The organism is Halorarius litoreus (assembly GCF_024362405.1).
Lineage (GTDB): Archaea > Halobacteriota > Halobacteria > Halobacteriales > Haloarculaceae > Halorarius > Halorarius litoreus.
Genome location: NZ_CP101454.1, coordinates 3,718,796 through 3,737,368 on the forward strand (window position 1 = coordinate 3,718,796; position 18,573 = coordinate 3,737,368).

The following is an 18,573-nucleotide window of genomic DNA, read 5'->3' on the forward strand; positions in this document are numbered from 1 at the left end:
TGGGGACAGTTGCAATGGGCCACACACAAGAAACTCCGAACGAGACGGGTTCGGCACCAGTGCCAGAGGATATCGAGCCACAGACGCTCGACAGCTACTACCACGTGCTCGCAGACGAGCGGCGGCGCATCCTCGTCGACGCCCTCGAGCCCGAGTCGTCGATGACGCTCGATCAACTCACCAGAGAGGTCTACCTCCGGGAAGCACGGACCGACCCACCCGAGACGGTACGGCTCTCGTTGATCCACCAGCACGTGCCGCTGCTGGCCGACGTGGACGCCCTCGAGTTCGACCGCCAGGAGGAACAGGTCGTCGCCAAGGAACCGGCGATAGCCCAGTTGTCGTCCTTGCTCGGAGAGACACTCAGCTAGGAGCCGTGTACCTGTGACGCGTCGTGACACGGGCTCCCTCCTCCCGACGTTCGAACCACGAGACGGTGAGTGGACACAGCGGTCCGCGTACCGGTTTTCAGCGGCCGATGGCCTGCCACCGCGACCGAGGGAGCGCGTACCCCACCCCACGCTACTCGCATAGTATCTGGAAACAACCCTTTCGTCACGGTGGTGAGACGGCGGAGTATGGAGACGGACTATTTCGCGAGCACAGAGCCGACACATCGGCGTCCGTTCGACCCGGCAGTGCGGAACGTCGAGCTGTCGTTCCTCGAGATGGTCGCGGACGTAGCGGACTGTGACATCGACGACCTCCCCCGGCTGTGGCCGACGCTCGGTGGGCTCCTGCAACACAGCTTCGCGACGCCACCGGCCGACGCCACGGCCGTGACGGTCGAGTTCACCTACTTCGGCTACCGCATTCGACTCGACAGCGACGGCGAGGCGGCGCTGGTCGAGCTCCCTGCCGACGCCGACTGAGCGCGCCAGCGACAGGCCAAGTCGACGTTCCCGACCGCGAAGTGGCGTCGCCCCGGTCGGTGCCTATGCGTTCGAGACGGCGTCTGTCGGTTCGACGAGGTCCCGCACGCGATCGCCAAGCTCGCGCAGGAGTTGGGGGTCCGTCCCCTTGACGACGTAGTCGGAGACCCCGGACCGGATGGCATCGCTCGCGACCGCCTCGTTGCCCTCGTTGGTCAACAGCAGGAACGGCAGGTCTGGGTAGGAGTTCCGGACCTCGGTGAGGAGCTCGATGCCGTCGATCGACGGCATCCGGTAGTCGCTGATGACGCAATCGAACTCGCCACGGTCGAGGTAAGCGAACGCGTCGAGTGCGTTCTCGCAGGTCGAAACGTCGAACGTCGCGTCGTCGAGATACGCCTCCGTCAGTGCCAGATAGTCGGTGTCGTCGTCGACGACGAGCACTCGCAGCCGGTCGGTCGACGCCTCGTCCGCCTCCTCGGTCGTGGCTAACCGCTCGTTGCGCAGCTCCTGGCGCGTCGCGAGGTCGAGCCACTCTGCCACGGACGGCGGCAGCTGCTCGACCGTGACCGTGCCGCTGTCCGGCTGGATGGAGACGAGCCCGTAGTGTTCGAGCACGGGGAGGTCGCGGTGACGGAGCAGGTTGTACGCCTGCGTCTCGTCCGTGGGTCTGCCACTGGCTTCCTCGTCGGCCGTGGTGGCAGCCTCGTCGACCGCGGTGTCCGCGTCGGAGGAACTGAGCGCCACGACGACCTCGCTCAACTCCTCGATGGTCGCGCGGCCGTGCTGTCGGAGGTGGAACAGCGCCAGCCGACGGGGCCGGGACTGGAGAATCTCGAACAGTTCCGCGCTACTCAGCTCGTCGCTACCCCTTTCGACTCGATTCGCTGGGCCCATACACCCCGGTATCTGAGTCCGCCGTCAAGTGTATACTTACGCGGTGGTGGCCATCAACGCGCTAGTTGCTTCCGTGATATGTACCGTCGGACGCGCGCTCGGCCACGACGTAGTGGGCACCGACTCAGACCAGCACGGGTGGGGCGGCGTACGGGTCGACTTGCACGTCGAGGAGCGTCGGGCGGTTGCTGGCCATCGCCGCCTCCAGCGCCGGGCCGAACCGCTCTGGGTCCTCGATGACCTCGCCGGCACAGCCGAAGCCGCGAGCCACGGCCGCGTAGTCCACCTCGGGGTGGAAGTCCGTGGACATGTCGAAGTTGTACCCCCCGAGCTGGCTCATCTTCGAGGAGCCGAGCGAGTCGTTGTTCGTGACGACCACGGTCACCGGGAGGTCCTCGCGGGCCGCCGTCTCCAGTTCCGAGAGGTGGTAGCCGATGCCGCCGTCGCCCGAGAGCGCGACGACCGGCGTGTCCGGGCGGGCTGCCTGCACCCCGAGTGCCTGGGGGAGACAGACGTTGATGCCGTCGCTCCCGCGGGCCTGGAGGTAGCGGACGCCCGCCTCCTTCGTCTCGTAGAACGCACCCGAGAAGAAGCCGGGGAAGCTCGTGGCGCTTACCAGGATACCCGACCCGGGAATCCGCTCGTTGAGTTCGTGCATCACGCGCTGTGGTTTGATGGGCGCGTCGTCGCTCAGCAGGTCGTCGGCGTGACGCTCGCGCCAGTCGGCACGGGCGGCATCCAGGTCGGCGATGCGGTCGGCGCGGGCCGAATCACCTGTGGCGGCGTCAGCGAACGCCGCGAGCGTCGGCTCGAGGTCCGCGCGAATCCCAACCGTGGGCTCGTAGTTCCGACCGAGCCACTCGGGGTCGAGGTCAACGTGGACCAGCGGCACGTCCTCAGGGACGAGCGTCCAGCCGACGCTCGTCAACTCGCCGAATCTGGTTCCGACGCCGACGACGAGGTCGGCCTCCTCGACCGCGTCGTTCGCGACCTGACAGAACCCCCAGCGCCCGACGACACCGACCGCGTGCGGGTCGGTCTCCGCGATGGCGCCCTTCCCGTTCATCGAGGTGACGACGGGCACGTCCGCGGCGTGGGCGAACGCCGTGAGCTCCTCGCAGGCGTCGGCGCGAATCACGCCCTCGCCGGCGACCACGACCGGGCGCTCGGCGTCTGTGAGCAGCTCGACGACCGCGGCCACGTCCTCGTCGCTCGGGCCGGGGCGCGTTCCGGGGTACGAAGCGTCGACGTCGCCACGGGGTTCGCGGTCGGTGTCGGCGTTCATCACGTCCTCGGGGAGGTTGACGTGGGTGGGTGACGGGACGCCGGCGGTGGCCTCCCGCAGCGCGTGCTCGACGGCCTCGACCGCTCTGGCGGGAGTTTCGGCGTCGTAGCTCGACGCGACGAACGGGTCGAGGATGGCCGCGTTGTCGCCGTCCTGAATCACGCCGTTCCCGCGGTGTTCGCGGTCGTTCCCGCCTGTGAGCGCGAGGACAGGTGAGGACGCGCCGGCGGCCTCACACAGGCCGACGCCGATGTAGGCGGCACCCGGGCCACTGACGCCGTCGACGACGCCCGCCGTCCGGCTGGCACGGGCGTAGCCGTCGGCCATCAGCGCCGCGGTCGCTTCGCTTCGCCCCAGAACGTGTCTGACCTCGGAGGCTGCGAGCGAGGCGTAGTACGGGTCCATCTGCTCACACGGGAACCCGAACACGGTGTCGATGCCGGCCTGTTCGAACAGCGTGACGATGGCGTCGGTGCTCCGCGTCATCGGTCTCCCCCGGATTGGTCGGGTCGCATGGGCGGCGAAACAGGGCGTCGGTAGAAAAACGCATCCCCGGTCAAACGATGCCCACTCGGTTCGTTCGGCCGGGACCATCCGTGGCACAACCTGTCGCGGAAGCTATATTTCCGTGATTGACATGTACTCCGCTGGTATGACACGTTTCACGAATGTGCTGGTGAATGCGGTAATCGGATTCTCCGTCGCGTACCTCCTCGGCTCACGCCTCCAGCGCCGACGGACTAGTGTGGTCGGCGGCCTCGTGTTCGGCCTCGTCTGGGGCGTGATGGCCAGCCAGCAGATCGACCGGCTACAGGCCAAGGCGACGACCGACGACGGCGACACCCCCCGCGAGTCGAAGCCGACCATCGTCCTTCCCTGAATGTGGGGCTCGAACGGAGTGGACGCCGCTCGGGGGTGACCGTCGAGATCTGACCGCGACCGTGTCGCTCGCTCCGACCAATTAAAGTCGACTTGTTCTAATGTTAGGCCAGTAGAACTCGATGGCGTCAGAGACTCCCCCGTCCGACGAGGTGGTCGTCCTCGTCGGCGGCACCACGCGAACCGCGACCATCCAGGGCATCAGCGCCGCGGGCGCCGACCCGGACGTGATGGTCCACACCCCGAGCGCCGACCTCGAGATCGTCAGCTACGGCGAGCCCACACGGTCGCCCGTCGTGCCCGTGAGCCCGACCGGCTGTCCCACGCCCGCGGTCGTCACCCGTGCAGTGCTGGAGCTGGCGAGTGTCGACACCGTCGCCGTCGACGCTGGGCTCGCGAAGCCCACCGGAGCACCGACGGTCGACCTCGGCGCAGAGCCGGGCGGAGACGTGCGCGACGCCGAGCCGGTGGCGAACGCCCACGAGCTGGTCGAGAGGGCACGCGCGTTCGGCCGCTCGCTCCCAGCAGGGCGCGTGCTCGTCGGCGAGACCATCCCCGGCGGGACGACGACCGCACTCGGCGTCCTCACGGTGCTCGGCGAACGCGACGCCGTCTCCTCGTCGCTCCCCGAGAACCCGCTCTCGCAGAAACACGACGCCGTCGCAGCGGGCCTCAACGCCAGCCGCCTCGACGCAGGGGCGCTCGCGGGCCGGCCGACCGAGGCCGTCCGCCGGATGGGTGACCCGGTGCTGGCGGCGGTCGCCGGACTCGTCGAGGGGGCCGTCGAGTCGGGCACGACGGTCACGCTCGCCGGCGGTACCCAGCTGGCGACCGCCGCAGCGCTCGTCCGGCACGCCGGCGTCGACGCCCCGCTCGAACTCGCGACCACCTCGTTCGTCGCCGGCGACGACTCCGCGGACATCCAGGGACTCGCCGCCGACCTCAACCTCGACCTCACGGTCACGGACCCGGCGTTCGACGCCCTCGACCACCCTGCGACGGACGCGTACGTTCGCGGCGAGGCGAAAGAGGGCGTCGGGATGGGTGGCCTGCTCGCGCTCGCCGCCGAGCGAGACGTGCCGATGGCCGACGTGCGCGAGCGAGTCGCCACACTCACCGACGACCTGCTCGCCGAGACGCCGGAGACGCGAACGCCCTGAGCTACCCCTCCTCGATCATCGTGAGCGACCGGGTGTAGCGCCGTACGAGCGAGCCGTCCTCGGCGAGTAGGTCGACCCGGAACCGTTTCGTCCCGGTGACTTCCTGTAACTCGTCTTCTCGGATGGTGAACTCGTAGGGGGGCTCGCGGTCGACGACGAGCGTCCGGTCGCCGCTCGCGACCACCACGCGGTCGACGCCCTCGGACTCGGTCAGGTGGCAGTGGACCGTCGTCGTCCCGTTGGGGGCCGTCCCCTTGACGCACGTGAGTCCCGGCGCGACGTCGACGCCGCCGTCCTCGAGTGTCGACTGGAAGTCGATGGTCATCGGCCCGACCGGGTACGTGCCGAGGACGACCACCAGCGCGAGGAAGAGCCCGAGACTGAGGTTCGGCAGGTGGAGGTGCCCGCCGAGCGTGAGGTGAGTGCCCTGTCGACGGAGCCGCTGGTACACCGGGATGACGACGAGGTGGTGGAACGGCCCGTACACGACGAGCACGAACCCGTAGGCTGCCGTGTACCGGAGGAGCCACGTCTCGGTGAAGTACGACCCCAGGACGTTGGAGCCGGCCCACACGAAGAAGCCGAAGAAGAACAGCGCGCCGCTCTTCAGGGTGCGCCACGAGAGACTGTTCGCGTAGTAGACGGTGAGCAGGGTGTTCCACGCGCCCCGGAGGGTCCGCGCGAACAGCTCGCCCGGAGTGTCGGCGTGCGTCTCGCTCATCGTGACCCCTCCAGCACGCGGTCACGGAGCCGCGTCGCGTGGTTCGAGAGCGCCACCAGGACGCGACTCGGTCCGTACCGCCAGCCATGGGCCGACGCCCACTCGACCGGAGCCCGCCAGTCGACCGGCGACGCGCGGACGCCGCGCAACGCGGGGCGTCGCCGCCAGAGCCACGCGTGCAGTCCCATCGTGGCGAGGGCGGTGACGAGGAGCGTCACGGCCGACGGCTGGGACACCCCACCCCCGGCGGCCCAGGCCAAGAACAGCACGGCGAGGTAGCAGTTCGACGTGAAGAACGCCAGCACGGCGGCTGGCTCCGTGCGCACACGGTAGAAGCGCCGGTACGCGACGAGGAACGGCGGGGAGCCGACCAGCACGGCCACGGCGTAGACGCCGCCGGCCACCGGCACCAGCAGCACGGCGGTCCCGACCGTCGCCAGCGCAGCGACCCAGACCGCCGTAGCCGTTCGACCGACCGAGGCCACGGCGGGCAGCGTCGGCACCTCGACCGCTGCGAAGTCGTCGCGGTAGACATACGCCAGTGCCCACGCGTGAGCGGGCGTCCAGACGAACACGAGCGCCGCCGCGAGGAGCGCGACCGGCTCCAGCGGGCGGACGGCCGTCCAGCCCGCCAGCACCGGGAACGAGCCCGCAGAGCCACCGAGGACGACCCCCAGGCGGGAGCGGCGCTTGAGCCCCGCCGTGTAGAGCCCGACGTAGGCGGCCACGCCGAGCCACATGTAGCCGACGGCGACCGGCGGAAGCGAGGCGAGCCCGACGACTGTTCCCGCCAGCAGGAGGCCGACGGCGAACGCGAGGGCTACCTCTTGTGAGAGCTCACCGCTCGGCAGCGGGCGGTCGGCGGTTCGCTCCATCTCGCGGTCGAGGTCGCGGTCGTACCAGCAGTTGAGCGCCGCCGACCCGCCAGCGACGAACGCGCCGGCGACGAGGAAGCCGCCGACCCGAGCGACGGGCGCACCACCGGCCGCGAAGAGGCCACAGAGGCCGGTCAGCGACAGCAGCGCGACGATCCGCGGCTTCACCAGCGAGAGTAGGTGGCCGAGGGACATGTCAGGGCCCGACGTGCCAGACCTGCGAGAGTAGGAGCCAGTTCAGCGCCCACAGCACCACGAACGTGGCGAAGAACACGAGCACGAACACGAACGTGCCGCGCATGCTCTGGTGGTGTGGCGCGTCTGCTGGGTCACCCCCGTCGGCGGCGGCACGGAGCGCTTCGATGCGCGGATCGCCGGTGAACTCGCCGCCGAGGAGCAGCGAGCCGACCGCGACGGCCACGAACAGGGCCCCGCCGACGATGGCGACGAGGGCGGCGATGCCGAACACCGCGAAGAACGGCCGGGCGGCCGTGAACGCGAACTCCGTGCCAGGGATGTCCATCACGGTCGGATGCCGGCGCGGCACGCCGAACAGCACGCCGAGGTACATCATCATCAGCACCGCGACCGACATCGCCCCGGCGTAGAGATACGGCTGTATCGTCGCGAGGACACCGCCGACCCACTCGCGGCCGAACACGAGGCGGACGACGTAGTAGCCGAGTCCCATGAACGCCAGCGTCGTGCCCGTCGCGACCGTCCCGTGGAAGTGGCCAGGCACGGCGAGCGTGTTGTGCCACGTCATGTTGAGCTGCATCTGCCCCATCATCACGCCGGTGATACCGCCCAGGAACCCGAACAGGATGATGGACATAACCGTCGCGGCGAACCCAGGGTCCCGCCACGGCGCGGACCACAGCCAGCCGAACAGGCCGCCACCCTGCCCCTTGCGCCGACGACCGGCTTCGAGGCCGGCGGGAATGGCGAACGCGTGGATCATGCTCGCCAGGACCGCGCCGTACGCGGCGTACGAGGTGTTCCAGAGCCGCCAGCCCAGCCCGACCGCGGGGTCGGACATCAGATGGTGGGCCGCGCCCATGTTGATGAAAAACAGGTAGAGGACGAACGCGAACCGCGAGACCTTCTCGGAGGCGACCTCCGCGCCGCCAACGACGTGGGTCATGAAGTACCAGACGGTGATCATCGCCAGGAGGTTGATCTGCTGGCTCCCGTGCCCGATGATCCAGTACATCTGGCGGTACCACGCGGCGTCGATGTGCGCGAGCCAGCCGATCCGCCAGAAGAACGTCGGGACGAAGGTGATGAGGCCGCCCACGATGGCTTCGGCAGCGACGATGGCCGTACAGAACGCGCCGAACGTGACGAGCGGCAGTGTCTTCGACGGGTACTCGCGCTTCTCTCTCCAGACGGTCCCGAGGAACGGCACCGCCGCGACGAGCGCGCCGAGGAGGAACAGGATGGCCCCGAGGTAGAACGACGCCGGCGACGGAAGCGGTGCGTACGAGGTCAGGAGCGGTGCCTGATTCGGCACCTCCTGCGTCCAGATGCCGTAGGTGACGACGAGCGCGCCCACGGCCATCAGCGCGTAGCCCGCCTTGGCGACCCACGGCAGCGCGAGCTTCCGCCCAAGGACGAACGCGCCGCCGACGTACAGGATGGCGATCTCCATGAACACCATCCAGAAGATGAGCAGGTACCACGCGTGGACCGAGAGGTACCGGTAGAAGTCGCTGGGCGAGAGCAGGCCGATCAGCTCCCACCGGGTCAAGGCGACGAAGATGGCGAATATCCCCCCGATGAGGAGGGCGACGATGGCCGTCAGGCCGAACAGTTTCACCATGTCCTCCGCGCTCCGGTGGATGTGGAGGCCGGTGACGCCACACGTCCGGAAGCCGTCGTCGTCGTACTCGAACGTGCTCAGGCCGAACATCTCACACCACCTCCACGACGCCCTTCATCCCGAGCGAGAGATGGGGCTCGCAGTAGTACCGGTACACGCCTTCGGTGTCGAACGTGTGTTCGAACGTGAAGCCGGAGTTCTCCAGGCCCTCGTGGCCCTGCCAGCCGGCACCGTCGGGCTGGCTGTCGACGAGGACGTTGTGGTTGTCCGAGGTCCACTCGAACGAGACCGTCGTGCCGGGCGACACCTGCACGGCGGCCGGCTCGAACGCGAACGTGCCGCCGTTGCCCTCCGCACCGACGGTGACGGTGGCCTGGTCCTGGCCGGTCGCGTCCATCGGCGACCCGCCGTAGTTCTCGGTCGCGCCGCCGGTCTCGTCGGTGAACCAGCCGCCGTAGTCGGCGGATTCCTCCCCACCCGACGACTGCTGCTGAACCACCGACTCGTCGTAGTCGCGCACGAGGAACTTCCCGTGCATCGAGCGGTGGCCGGTGCCGCAGAACTCGTTGCAGACGACGTGGTACGTCCCGGGATCGTCGAACGACATCTCGATGACCCACTCGTACCCCGGAAGGACCTGCAGCGAGATCTGCTGGCTCAGGTTGTCGGCGTTGCGCACCGAGAAGCCGTGCTGCACGTCGTACGACGCGAGGTGGAACTTGTACGTCTCGCCGGGTCGCAGGACGACGGGCAGGCCGTCCCAGTCCCACTGGAGCGCGCCGACGTACACGTCTTCGCCCGGCGGGACCAGCAGCTCCTCGCCGTCGACGGGCAGTACGCTCGCCGACTCCGTGTACGACTGTACCTTCGACTGAAACGCCTCGGGACTGACCCTGTAGGTCGGCCCCATCTGGTTCTGCTCGCCGGCCTGCGTCCAGCCGATCATCCAGCCGAACAGGCTCAGTGCCCACGCGCCGCTGATGCCGAGCCAGAGCGTCTCGCGGCGGTTCACCTCGCGGTTCCACCAGTTCCCCTCCGGCGACTCGAGCGGCGAATGCTCGTCCATGCTCGATCACCCCGGCCCGACCGCGAGGAGGTCAATCAGTCCCAGTACGATGTACGACAGCGTGAAGAACAGCAAGGCTGCCAGCGCGAGCAGCCACTCGCTGTCGAGTATCTGCTGTGGCCACGGCGCCGGGTCCTCCGCGGCCTCGGTCCCGTCATGTGACATACGTGGTGTTCGTAGCGCCGCTACCAAGGTCGGAGCCCCGAAGATGTTCGGTACCCGTTCCCACGATCTGACACTGCCGCCCTCCAAACAATTAAAGTCAGATTGTCCTAACCATACTCCAGTAGGACTCTCGCGGGACCGGCCCCACTTGGGAGTTCCACCAACACCACCCATGCCAGACGACACCGACGCCACGTCAGCGACGCCCGGCCAGGGGAAGACCCCCGAGGCCCGGGGCATCGAGCCAGCCGCCCCCGAGGAGTTCGGCCTGGTACAGGCGTTCTGGGGCGACGGCAAGGGGAAGACAACCGCCGCGCTCGGGATGGGGTTCCGAGCGGCGGGCCACGGCTACCGCGTTCACATGCTCCAGTTCATGAAGGGCGGCGCGTCGAGCGTCGAGGCGACCCGTGGCGAGTACAACGCCATCGCCGCGATGCCAGGTTTCACCTACGAGAACACCGGCCACTACGGCTGGCACGCGATGAACGACGGGAGCGAGGACGCCGACCACGAGGCCGCGGCCCGAGCGGGGTTCGAGCGCACCCAGGAGCTCGTCGCCGCCGCGCACGACACCGACCTCTCTGCGCCGATTCCGCTCGAGACTCCTGCAGAAGAGGGCGTTCACATGCTCATCCTCGACGAACTGCTGTACGCCGCGGATCGCGACCTCGTCTCCGCCGCGGACGTCATCGACCTCGTCGAGTCGAAGCCCGATCCCCTCGAACTCGTCCTGACCGGGAGCCACGCCGACCCCGAGTATCTCTACGACCACGCCGACCTCGTGACGAACGTTCGGAAGGTGAAACACCCCATCGAAGCGGGCCAGCGCGCCCGGAAGGGCACCGAGTTCTGATGGTGACCCTGCTCGTCGCCGGCACCGCGAGCCACGTCGGCAAGAGCACCGTCGCCGCCGGGCTGTGTCGCCACCTCTCGAACCGTGGGGTGTCGGTCGCGCCGTTCAAGGCCCAGAACATGAGCAACAACGCCCGTGCCGTCCTCTCGCGGAATGGCTACGGCGAAATCGGCGTCTCCCAGTACGTCCAGGCTCGCGCTGCCCGGGTCACCCCGACAACCGACATGAACCCCGTGCTGCTCAAGCCACGTGGCGACGCCCAGAGCCAACTGGTCATCGACGGGACGGCCGTCGAGAACTGCTCGGCGGGCGACTACTACGCTGACCACTGGGAACAGGCACGCGACGCAGCCGAGGCCGCACACGCCCGGCTCGCCGACGCACACGACGTCATCGTCGCAGAGGGGGCGGGCTCGATGGCCGAACCCAACCTCCGCGAGCGCGACCTCGCGAACGTCGAGACGGCACGGTTCGGGGACCGTGGTGCGCCGGAGGCGCACCGGGATGGCCGACCGGCGAAGCCGGGCGGCGCCGACATCCTGCTCGTCGCGGACATCGAGCGCGGCGGCGTGTTCGCGAGCATCGTCGGCACCCTCGAACTCGCGCCCGACGACGTGGCCGAGCGCGTCGCGGGCGTCGTCATCACGAAGTTCCGGGGCGACGCGACGCTGCTCGACCCTGCCATCGAGGAAGTGGAGTCGCGAACGGGCGTCCCCGTGCTCGGCGTCATCCCGTACGACGACCCCGGACTCCCCGAGGAGGACAGCGTCGGCCTCCCGGCAGTTGGCGAGCGAACGGTCGTCGGCGACGACGGCCACGACGGCGTCACCGTCGGCGTCCCGCGGCTGCCACGCATCTCGAACGCGACGGACCTCGAACCGCTCGCTTCGGAGCCGGGCATCCGCGTCGCGTATCTCCCGCTCGACGCACCGCTCGACGAGGTGGACGCGGTCGTCCTCCCCGGCTCGAAGAACACCGTCGACGACCTGCTCGCCTGCCAGGGGGCCGGGCTCGGCGATCGACTCCGCGCGTTCGACGGGCCAATCGTCGGGCTCTGTGGTGGCTACCAGCTCCTCGGTGAGCGACTGCTCGGCGCCGATATCGAAGGCACGGGAGACGCCGAGACCGTCGAAGGGTTTGGCCTCTTGCCCGTCGAAACGACGTTCTCTCCCGAGAAACACGTCGAGGCCGTCACCTACGAACTCGCGGGAAGTGGCCCGCTCACGGGCGCGACGGGCGAGGCGTCGGGCTACGAGATTCACGCGGGCGAGACGCGGGCGACCGCACCCGTCGACCGCCCGGTCGGCCCCAAAAGCGCCGCCGTCGGCAACGTTCTTGGAACGTACCTCCACGGGCTGTTCGAGAACGACAACGTCCGGGATGCGTTCGTCGGGCAGGTGTTCACGGTGGCTGGACGGGAACGACCCCCCGACACGAAAGAGACGCACGACCCCTACGAGGCCGCCGCCGAACTCGTCGCCGAACACGTCGACCTCGCCCCGCTCGGGCTGGAGGGGGAGCGATGAGCGTACTCGCAGCAGGGGCAGTCCTGCTGGCAGCTGCCCTCGACTGGCTCGTCGCCGAGCCACCCACGCGACTCCACCCGGTCGTCTGGTACGGCCGACTGCTCGCGCCACTCGACCGCGAGTGGGCACAGCCATGGCTCGTTGGACTGCTCGCACCGGTGTTCGCTATTGGCGCGGCCCTCGGTGTCGCCGGCCTGGTCACGCTCGCCGGCTGGCTCCACCCGCTCGCCGCAGGCCTGCTCGCTGGGCTCGTGTTGTTCTCGACGACGAGCCGTCGGATGCTTCTCGAAGAGGCACGGGCGGTCGTCACGCTCAGCGACTCGGACCCGGGAGCCGCCCGCGACCGACTCCCTGCCCTCGCCGGGCGCGACCCCACCCAGCTCTCACCGGGCGAATTGCGGAGCGCCGCCGTCGAGAGCGCCGCGGAGAACCTCGCGGACGGCCTGGTGGCGCCCCTCCTGGCGTTCGCCCTCGGCGCGCTCGTCTCGCTGCCGGTCGCGGCTGGTGCCGCGGCGTTCGTCAAGGCCGTCAACACCGGCGACTCCATGCTCGGCTACCGGTCGAAGCCAGTCGGGTGGGCGAGCGCGCGACTCGACGACCTCGTGATGTTCGTGCCCGCCCGCGTGAGCGCGGCCCTGCTCGCAGCTGCGGCGGTCGCGCCCGCGTCGCTCACCCGGGCGAGCGCGTGGGCCGACACGCCACCCTCGCCGAACTCGGGGTGGCCGATGGCGACCGTCGCGGCCGCCGTCGACCGCCGGCTCGACAAGCCCGGCGTCTACACGTTGAATCCCGACGCCCCGTTGCCCGACCGGGAGGCGGCCGACCACGGAGTCACGCTCGTCGGCCGCGCTGGCCTGCTGGCCGTCGCCCTCGCCGGGGTGGTCGCGTGGTTCTGACCGCCCTCCGCGGAGCCGTCGGATTCCTCACCCGCATTCCTGTCGGGCACGACGGCGACGCGTGGGAGGCGTTCCAGCGTGCGCCCGTGGCGTTCCCGGCTGTCGGCTATCTCGTGGGGGGGCTCGCGGCACTCCCGCTCCTCGGCGTGGCGGTGCTGCCGGCCTCGACGGTCGCCGCGGTCGCGGTCGTCTGGCTCTACACGCTGACGGGGATCACCCACCTCGACGGCGTCGCGGACCTCGGTGACGCGGCGGTGGTCCACGGCGACCCCGGCCAGCGCGTCGAGGTGCTGAAGGACACGGTGCTCGGCGTCGGCGGCACGGTCGCCCTCGGGGTCGTCCTGCTCGCCGTAGCGCTGGGGTTCCTCGGCCTCGCGGCGACACCCATCCGAATAGCCGTCGCCGTCGTCGTCGCGAGCGAGGTGGGAGCGAAGCTCTCGATGGCCGGCGTCGCCTGTCTCGGCACTGCCCGTCACGAGGGGCTCGGCTCGGCGTTCACGACCGCCTCCGGTCCCCGGTCGCTCCTGCCGGCCGTGGTCGTTGCACTTCCTGCCGGCCTGCTCGCGTGGCCGTCGCCGGTCGCGGCCGTGGCGCTCGTCGGGGCCGTCGCGGGCGGCGCACTCGTCAGCAGGTGGGCGAACGGACTCGTCGGCGGCGTCAACGGCGACGTCTTCGGCGCGGCGAACGAACTCGCTCGACTCACCGGGCTCCACGTGGGGGTGGTCGCGTGGACGCTCTCCTGATGTGCGGCGGGCAGGGGACGAGACTCGACACCGACGTCGAGAAGCCGCTCGTCGAGGTTGCGGGGGTGCCGATGGTCGACCGCGTGCGGGAGGCGCTCGCGGCGAGCCGTATCGACACCACGTACGCGGTCGTCTCCCCGCACGGCCCCGAGACGCACGCGCACCTCGCCGACGACCTCCCCTGTATCGAGACCCCTGGTGACGGCTACGTTGCTGACCTGCAGGTGGCTCTCGACCGAGTGGATGCGCCCGTCCTCACGGTCGTCGCAGACCTCCCGCTCCTCGAAGGAGACGCGGTCGACCGCGTCCTCGAGGAGGTCGACGGCCCGACCGCGGTGGTCGTCCCGCGGGCGCTGAAGACGGCGCTCGGCGCAAGCGTCGACTACGAGGAACGGTGGGTAGCGACGGGACTGAACGTCGTCGGCGACGACGAGTACGGCCACCTCCGGTCGTGGGACGCCCGCCTCGCCGTCAACGTGAACCGCAAGCAGGATGTCGCCGCGGCAGAGAGACTCCTCGACGATGGAGCCTGAGCGCGTTCGAGCGGCGACGCGGGTGCCCCACGGCGGGGAGCCGAACCCCGATATCCTCGACTTCAGCGCGAACACGAACCACCGAACCCCCGACGGCACCCGCGAAGTGTACGCCGCGGCGTTCGACGAGGCACGGCGCTACCCCGACGACGGCTACCCCGCGTTCCGTGCGGCGGCCGCCGACGTCGTCGACTGCGACCCCGAGCAGGTCGTCCCCACGCCGGGCGGCCTCGCCGCGATTCGCCTCGCCATCGCCACCCGCGTCAAGCCCGGCGACAGCGTGCTCCTCCCGGCACCCAGTTTCGCAGAGTACGCTCGCGAGGTCGAACTCCAAGGCGGGCGCCCCGAGTTCGTGGCCCACGACGCGCTGCTCGATACCGACCCCGCCGAGCACACGATGGCGGTCGTCTGCACGCCAAACAACCCCACGGGCGAGGCCGCCGACCCGGACCGCCTCCGCGCGTTCGCCGTACGGTGTCGGGCGACGAACACCGACCTGCTCGTCGACGAGGCGTTCCTCGGCTACACGCGCTACGAGTCGCTGGCCGGTACCCCTGGGGTGGTCGTCGCCCGCTCGCTCACCAAACTGTACGGCCTCCCCGGCATCCGGGCGGGCTACGCGGTGGCGACCGACGACCGCCTCGCCGACCTCCAGACCGCACGGCGAGCGTGGAACCTCTCGACGCCCGCGGCGCGCGTCGGTGCCCACTGTCTCCGCGACGAGGCGTTCGTGGCCGAGACCAGAGACGAAGTCGCCCGGGAACGCGCCCGACTCCGCGAGGCGCTCGCGACCCGCTACGAGGTGTTCCCCTCGGACGCGCCGTTCCTCCTGTTCGACACCGGTGACGAATCCGTCGACGACGTGGTGGCGTGGGCCCGCGAGAACGGTGTCGCAGTCCGCGACGCCACGACCTTCCGCGGCCTCGACAGCCACGTCCGTGTCGCGGTGAAATCGCCCGACGAAAACGACCAACTCCTGGAGGCGCTCGATGTTCGAGACTGAGCGCTCGGGTGGGGTGGTCCAGTTCACGCGCGCCGGCACCGACTGGCTCTCGACCGGGTGGCAGGGCGGCCGTCGTCGCGCCGACTGTGCGTACAGCGTGACCGTCGCGGCCGACTGGCGCCCCAACGACATCGACGCCGCCGTCACCGACCACATCGAGACGGCAGGGTTCGACCGCGACCCCGATGCGCCCGTCCTGCTGACCGGCGTCCACGCCGAGAACGTGCGCGGGGCGCGGTGTGGGCCAGTCGAGGCGTACGCCACAACTGGGCTCTCGAACCCCGCGGCGCTCCCGATGGACCCCGCGGGCGGCGAGCTTCCGGACGGCGAACTGGTGCCCGGGACGGTGAACGTGCTCGTGGGGACGACCGCAAACCTCGCAGATGGAGCGCTCGCGAACCTCGTGGCCGTGGCCGCGGAGGCGAAAGCCGCGACGCTGCTCGACAGCGTGGGCGTGCCGGGGACGACGAGCGACGCCGTGGTCGTCGCCAGCGACCCCGACGGCCCAGCAACCGAGTTCTCCGGGAGCGCGACGCGCGTGGGTGCGGCGGCACGAGCCTGCGTCCGCGAGGCGGTACAGGCAGGTTTGGGGGCGCGGTACGAACACGACGAGCCGCCGGCATCGGTCGCGGACGCGAAGTACGGCGTCACGACCGAAGTCCGCGCCGACGTGTTCGAGCTCTAGGTCACCGTGCGTTCGCAGGGCCGAACATGGCCAGCCGGTCGGATGGGGCAAGTCGCCCCAGCGGTGTCGAATATATTTCAACGAGTTATCACCACTCTAACGAAGTGAGCGGGAGGAGAACCTGCCTCACCATGCCGTCCAGTCGGCGAGCGTTCCTCCTTTCGAGCGGTGCACTGCTCACAAGCACGTCCGGAGCCGTCGCGACGACGCGACTTGGGTCGTCCGAGCCGGGGTCCGTGCGGCGCTCGGATACGTCCCGAGACCGTACGCCGAGCTCAGCGAGCAACGTGCCGTCTCTGACGTTACGGGTGCGTGGACGGCGTACAAGCACGACGCCGCCAACACAGGCTACGCCCCCGAGACGACCGGGCCCCGCGAGAGCGTCGAGACGCAGTGGATGCAGCCGCTCGACCGGGCGATCTACAGTTCGCCGGCCGTTGCGAACGGGCGCGTGTTCGTCGGGACCTACAGCTACGACCAACATGCGGGGTCGATCATGGCGTTCGACGCGGCGACCGGCGAGCAGCAGTGGGTACACGAGACAGGCCGGATACACGCAAGTGCGCCCTCGGTCGGCGACGGAACGCTCTACATCAACTCAGGCGGACTGGACAACCCGGATCTCGTTCACGCGGTCGACATGGCCAGCGGCGCAGTCCAGTGGACCCACGAGTTCGCCGGCGGCGAGCGGATTCGCTCGTCGCCGACCGTGGCCGATGGCGTCGTGTACGCGTCCGCCGAGATCGGAACCGACGTGCAGGGCGAGACCGACGTCGCTGTCCATGCCCTCGACGCCGACACCGGTGAGCTGCTGTGGTCGGCCACGATCAACCACGCTGCCCTCGAGTATTCGTCGCCGGCCGTGGTCGACGGCACGGTGTATCACCACGTCGTCGACGAGTGCGACGGTGACACGGGACTGTACGCGTTCGACGCCACGACGGGCGAGACCGAGTGGGCGGTGCAGGCGGGGTCGATGACCGGCTCTCCGACGGTCGTCGATGGCACGCTGTACCACTCGACAGCGGGCCTCCACGGTGGTGGCGTCGCCCGTGATGCAGCCACGGGGGAGATCCTGTGGGAGACGGCACGGGGCCGAGACGCGACGTTCGGCCCGGCGGTCGCCGACGGAACCGTCTACGGGACGACAGCCGACTCCGGCAGTGCGTTCGCACTCGATGTGGCGAGTGGTGACCTGCAGTGGGAGTTCGATAGCGGTGAAGCCCGCGGGTCGCCGGTCGTGGACGCCGACACCGTCTACGTCCCCAGCTGGGGCGAGGAACGGATCTACGCGCTCGACGCCGCCGACGGGACGGAACGGTGGCACGTCGATCTCGAATCGAGACCGTATCAGCCCCCGGCCGTCGTCGACGGAACGCTCTTCGTCGGAGATGCCGCCAGACGAGGCGGGCTGTACGCGATCGCTGGCCAGTAGCGACGTTCGGCGGAGCCAGCTCTACTCTGTGCGACGGACGAGCCCGAGACCCACCAGCGCGAGGAGCGCGGCGACGAGCCCGAAGCCAGCGCCGGATCCATCGGTGGGCGTCGGCGACTGCGTCGTGTCAGACTCCATCTCGGACTCGCTCGTCGGGCTCGGCGAGGCCGTCGCCGTCGCCAGCGAAATCTCGCTCTTGGCGACCCACTCGACCTCGGCGTCCGGGTGGAATCCGGTCGTGAGGTTCCGGGTGGCGTAGACCACCGAGCGGGGAGCCGGCTGGTTGAGGTAGTTCACGTCCACGTCGACGGTCCGGTTGTTCTCACCGGCGGGCGTCGACGCGTACGGCTCCTGCCCCACGAGATAACGGTTCGCGTCCGTGGTGATGATGACCTCGGGCGCGAGTTCCAGCACCGTCTCGTCGTTCAGCTGCGGGTAGCCGGTGACGTTCTCGGCCGCGAGGACGTTCGTCCCGCCGCTGATGTCGATCATCGCCGTGATGAACGTCTCGCCGCCAGCGACGTAGCCCCCACCGAGTGGGTACATGACGCCGGGGCGGTCACGGTCGGCCGTCGCCTCACGCGCGGCCTCGACGTTCGCGTTCATCCACGCGTTCGTCCGCGCGGCGGCCTCGCAGTTCCCGGTCAGGCGGCCGATGGTCGTCGTCTTCGCGGCGACGTCCTCGATGGACCGCGCCGACGAGAACAGGTACACCGTCAGCCCGGCCTCCCGGAGCTTCGTGACCGTCTCGGCGCTCGTCGTGTTCGGCGCGAGCACGAGATCCGGCTCGGTGCCGATGACCTTCTCGACGCTGACGCCGAACCCGCCCGACTTCGAGACGTTCGTCTTCGCGTCGGCGCCGTCGAGGTACGCGGCGAACGTCGTGCGCCCGACGACCTGGGCCTGCGCGTCGAGTTCCCACATCGTCTGTGCCGCAGACGGGTTGAGCGTCGTCACGCGCCCGGGCCGCTCCTCGAGGGTCATCTCGGTCCCGCTGGCGTCGGTCACCGTGAGCGGGAACGAACAGTCCGCCGTCTGTGCAGCCGGGGCCGCAGCGACGCCGACCGGCGCCAGCGCCGCGAGTACCACCAGAGTTGCAAAGACTACACTGAATCTGATTCGCATCGTGTCGAACAGCCACCCACTCCAATAAATAT

Annotated in this window: 20 protein-coding genes; 12 read left to right on the forward strand and 8 right to left on the reverse strand. The window is 69.6% G+C overall.

Features of this window, described 5'->3' with window-relative positions; all coding sequences use genetic code 11:
* Positions 1 to 59 precede the first annotated feature (59 nt).
* Together NL126_RS19460 and NL126_RS19465 are read left to right on the forward strand one after the other, a co-directional pair.
* Complete coding sequence (locus NL126_RS19460) at positions 60 to 371, forward strand: DUF7344 domain-containing protein (protein WP_255196548.1); 312 nt, start codon at positions 60 to 62, stop codon at positions 369 to 371.
* Positions 372 to 578: 207 nt separating this feature from the next.
* A complete protein-coding gene (locus NL126_RS19465; protein ID WP_255196549.1) occupies positions 579 to 872 on the forward strand; it encodes a HalOD1 output domain-containing protein in 294 nt (97 codons plus the stop codon).
* Positions 873 to 935: 63 nt separating this feature from the next.
* Here NL126_RS19465 and NL126_RS19470 read toward each other — a convergent pair whose 3' ends face one another.
* Both NL126_RS19470 and NL126_RS19475 read right to left on the reverse strand, forming a co-directional pair.
* On the reverse strand, positions 936 to 1,769 hold the full coding sequence (locus NL126_RS19470; protein ID WP_255196550.1) for a response regulator: 834 nt from the start codon (positions 1,767 to 1,769) through the stop codon (positions 936 to 938).
* A 124-nt stretch (positions 1,770 to 1,893) separates the two neighbouring features.
* Positions 1,894 to 3,540, reverse strand: coding sequence for a thiamine pyrophosphate-binding protein (locus NL126_RS19475; RefSeq protein WP_255196551.1), 1,647 nt, complete (start codon positions 3,538 to 3,540; stop codon positions 1,894 to 1,896).
* Positions 3,541 to 3,706: 166 nt separating this feature from the next.
* Here NL126_RS19475 and NL126_RS19480 point away from each other — a divergent pair, with 166 nt between their 5' ends.
* Positions 3,707 to 3,934, forward strand: a complete 228-nt coding sequence (locus tag NL126_RS19480; RefSeq protein ID WP_255196552.1) for a hypothetical protein — start codon at positions 3,707 to 3,709, stop codon at positions 3,932 to 3,934.
* 121 nt (positions 3,935 to 4,055) lie between these two features.
* The gene (cobT, locus tag NL126_RS19485; RefSeq protein WP_255196553.1) at positions 4,056 to 5,093 is read left to right on the forward strand and encodes a nicotinate mononucleotide-dependent phosphoribosyltransferase CobT; all 1,038 of its coding nucleotides are present in this window, start codon (positions 4,056 to 4,058) and stop codon (positions 5,091 to 5,093) included.
* Between the two features lies 1 nt (position 5,094).
* On the opposite strand, the gene NL126_RS19490 is transcribed toward cobT, so the two are convergent.
* From NL126_RS19490 to NL126_RS19510, 5 genes are read right to left on the reverse strand one after another with little or no spacing between them, the layout of a single operon-like run.
* Positions 5,095 to 5,814, reverse strand: coding sequence for a hypothetical protein (locus NL126_RS19490; RefSeq protein WP_255196554.1), 720 nt, complete (start codon positions 5,812 to 5,814; stop codon positions 5,095 to 5,097).
* Complete coding sequence (locus NL126_RS19495; protein WP_255196555.1) at positions 5,811 to 6,884, reverse strand: protoheme IX farnesyltransferase; 1,074 nt, start codon at positions 6,882 to 6,884, stop codon at positions 5,811 to 5,813. Before NL126_RS19495 ends, NL126_RS19490 begins: the two co-directional genes overlap by 4 nt.
* Before the next feature lies 1 nt (position 6,885).
* Positions 6,886 to 8,601 carry a cytochrome c oxidase subunit I gene (locus tag NL126_RS19500; RefSeq protein ID WP_255196556.1) on the reverse strand — a complete coding sequence of 572 codons (1,716 nt, stop codon included), beginning with the start codon at positions 8,599 to 8,601 and terminating at the stop codon, positions 6,886 to 6,888.
* 1 nt (position 8,602) lies between these two features.
* Complete coding sequence (locus NL126_RS19505) at positions 8,603 to 9,577, reverse strand: halocyanin domain-containing protein (protein ID WP_255196557.1); 975 nt, start codon at positions 9,575 to 9,577, stop codon at positions 8,603 to 8,605.
* Positions 9,578 to 9,583: 6 nt separating this feature from the next.
* Positions 9,584 to 9,742, reverse strand: coding sequence for a hypothetical protein (locus tag NL126_RS19510; RefSeq protein WP_255196558.1), 159 nt, complete (start codon positions 9,740 to 9,742; stop codon positions 9,584 to 9,586).
* A gap of 172 nt (positions 9,743 to 9,914) precedes the next feature.
* On the opposite strand from NL126_RS19510, the gene NL126_RS19515 reads away from it, so the two are divergent.
* The 8 genes from NL126_RS19515 to NL126_RS19550 all read left to right on the forward strand — a co-directional run bounded on the left by NL126_RS19515 (position 9,915) and on the right by NL126_RS19550 (position 17,416).
* Positions 9,915 to 10,595, forward strand: coding sequence for a cob(I)yrinic acid a,c-diamide adenosyltransferase (locus NL126_RS19515; RefSeq protein WP_255196559.1), 681 nt, complete (start codon positions 9,915 to 9,917; stop codon positions 10,593 to 10,595).
* Entirely contained in the window at positions 10,592 to 12,121 is a 1,530-nt protein-coding gene (locus tag NL126_RS19520; protein WP_255198874.1) for a cobyric acid synthase, read from the forward strand. The genes NL126_RS19515 and NL126_RS19520 overlap by 4 nt, the downstream gene beginning before the upstream one ends.
* Positions 12,118 to 13,017: a CobD/CbiB family cobalamin biosynthesis protein gene (locus tag NL126_RS19525; protein ID WP_255196560.1), complete on the forward strand. Its 900-nt coding sequence runs from the start codon at positions 12,118 to 12,120 to the stop codon at positions 13,015 to 13,017. The genes NL126_RS19520 and NL126_RS19525 overlap by 4 nt, the downstream gene beginning before the upstream one ends.
* Positions 13,008 to 13,760 carry an adenosylcobinamide-GDP ribazoletransferase gene (cobS, locus tag NL126_RS19530; protein WP_255196561.1) on the forward strand — a complete coding sequence of 251 codons (753 nt, stop codon included), beginning with the start codon at positions 13,008 to 13,010 and terminating at the stop codon, positions 13,758 to 13,760. The genes NL126_RS19525 and cobS overlap by 10 nt, the downstream gene beginning before the upstream one ends.
* Complete coding sequence (locus NL126_RS19535) at positions 13,760 to 14,293, forward strand: NTP transferase domain-containing protein (RefSeq protein WP_255198875.1); 534 nt, start codon at positions 13,760 to 13,762, stop codon at positions 14,291 to 14,293. Before cobS ends, NL126_RS19535 begins: the two co-directional genes overlap by 1 nt.
* Positions 14,283 to 15,296, forward strand: coding sequence for a threonine-phosphate decarboxylase CobD (cobD, locus tag NL126_RS19540; RefSeq protein ID WP_255196562.1), 1,014 nt, complete (start codon positions 14,283 to 14,285; stop codon positions 15,294 to 15,296). Before NL126_RS19535 ends, cobD begins: the two co-directional genes overlap by 11 nt.
* Positions 15,283 to 15,981 (forward strand): adenosylcobinamide amidohydrolase, encoded by a 699-nt coding sequence (locus NL126_RS19545; protein ID WP_255196563.1) that lies wholly within the window; start codon positions 15,283 to 15,285, stop codon positions 15,979 to 15,981. The genes cobD and NL126_RS19545 overlap by 14 nt, the downstream gene beginning before the upstream one ends.
* A gap of 397 nt (positions 15,982 to 16,378) precedes the next feature.
* Positions 16,379 to 17,416: an outer membrane protein assembly factor BamB family protein gene (locus NL126_RS19550; RefSeq protein WP_255196564.1), complete on the forward strand. Its 1,038-nt coding sequence runs from the start codon at positions 16,379 to 16,381 to the stop codon at positions 17,414 to 17,416.
* A gap of 21 nt (positions 17,417 to 17,437) precedes the next feature.
* Here NL126_RS19550 and NL126_RS19555 read toward each other — a convergent pair whose 3' ends face one another.
* The gene (locus tag NL126_RS19555) at positions 17,438 to 18,541 is read right to left on the reverse strand and encodes a PGF-CTERM-anchored ABC transporter substrate-binding protein (protein ID WP_255196565.1); all 1,104 of its coding nucleotides are present in this window, start codon (positions 18,539 to 18,541) and stop codon (positions 17,438 to 17,440) included.
* Positions 18,542 to 18,573: the final 32 nt, after the last annotated feature.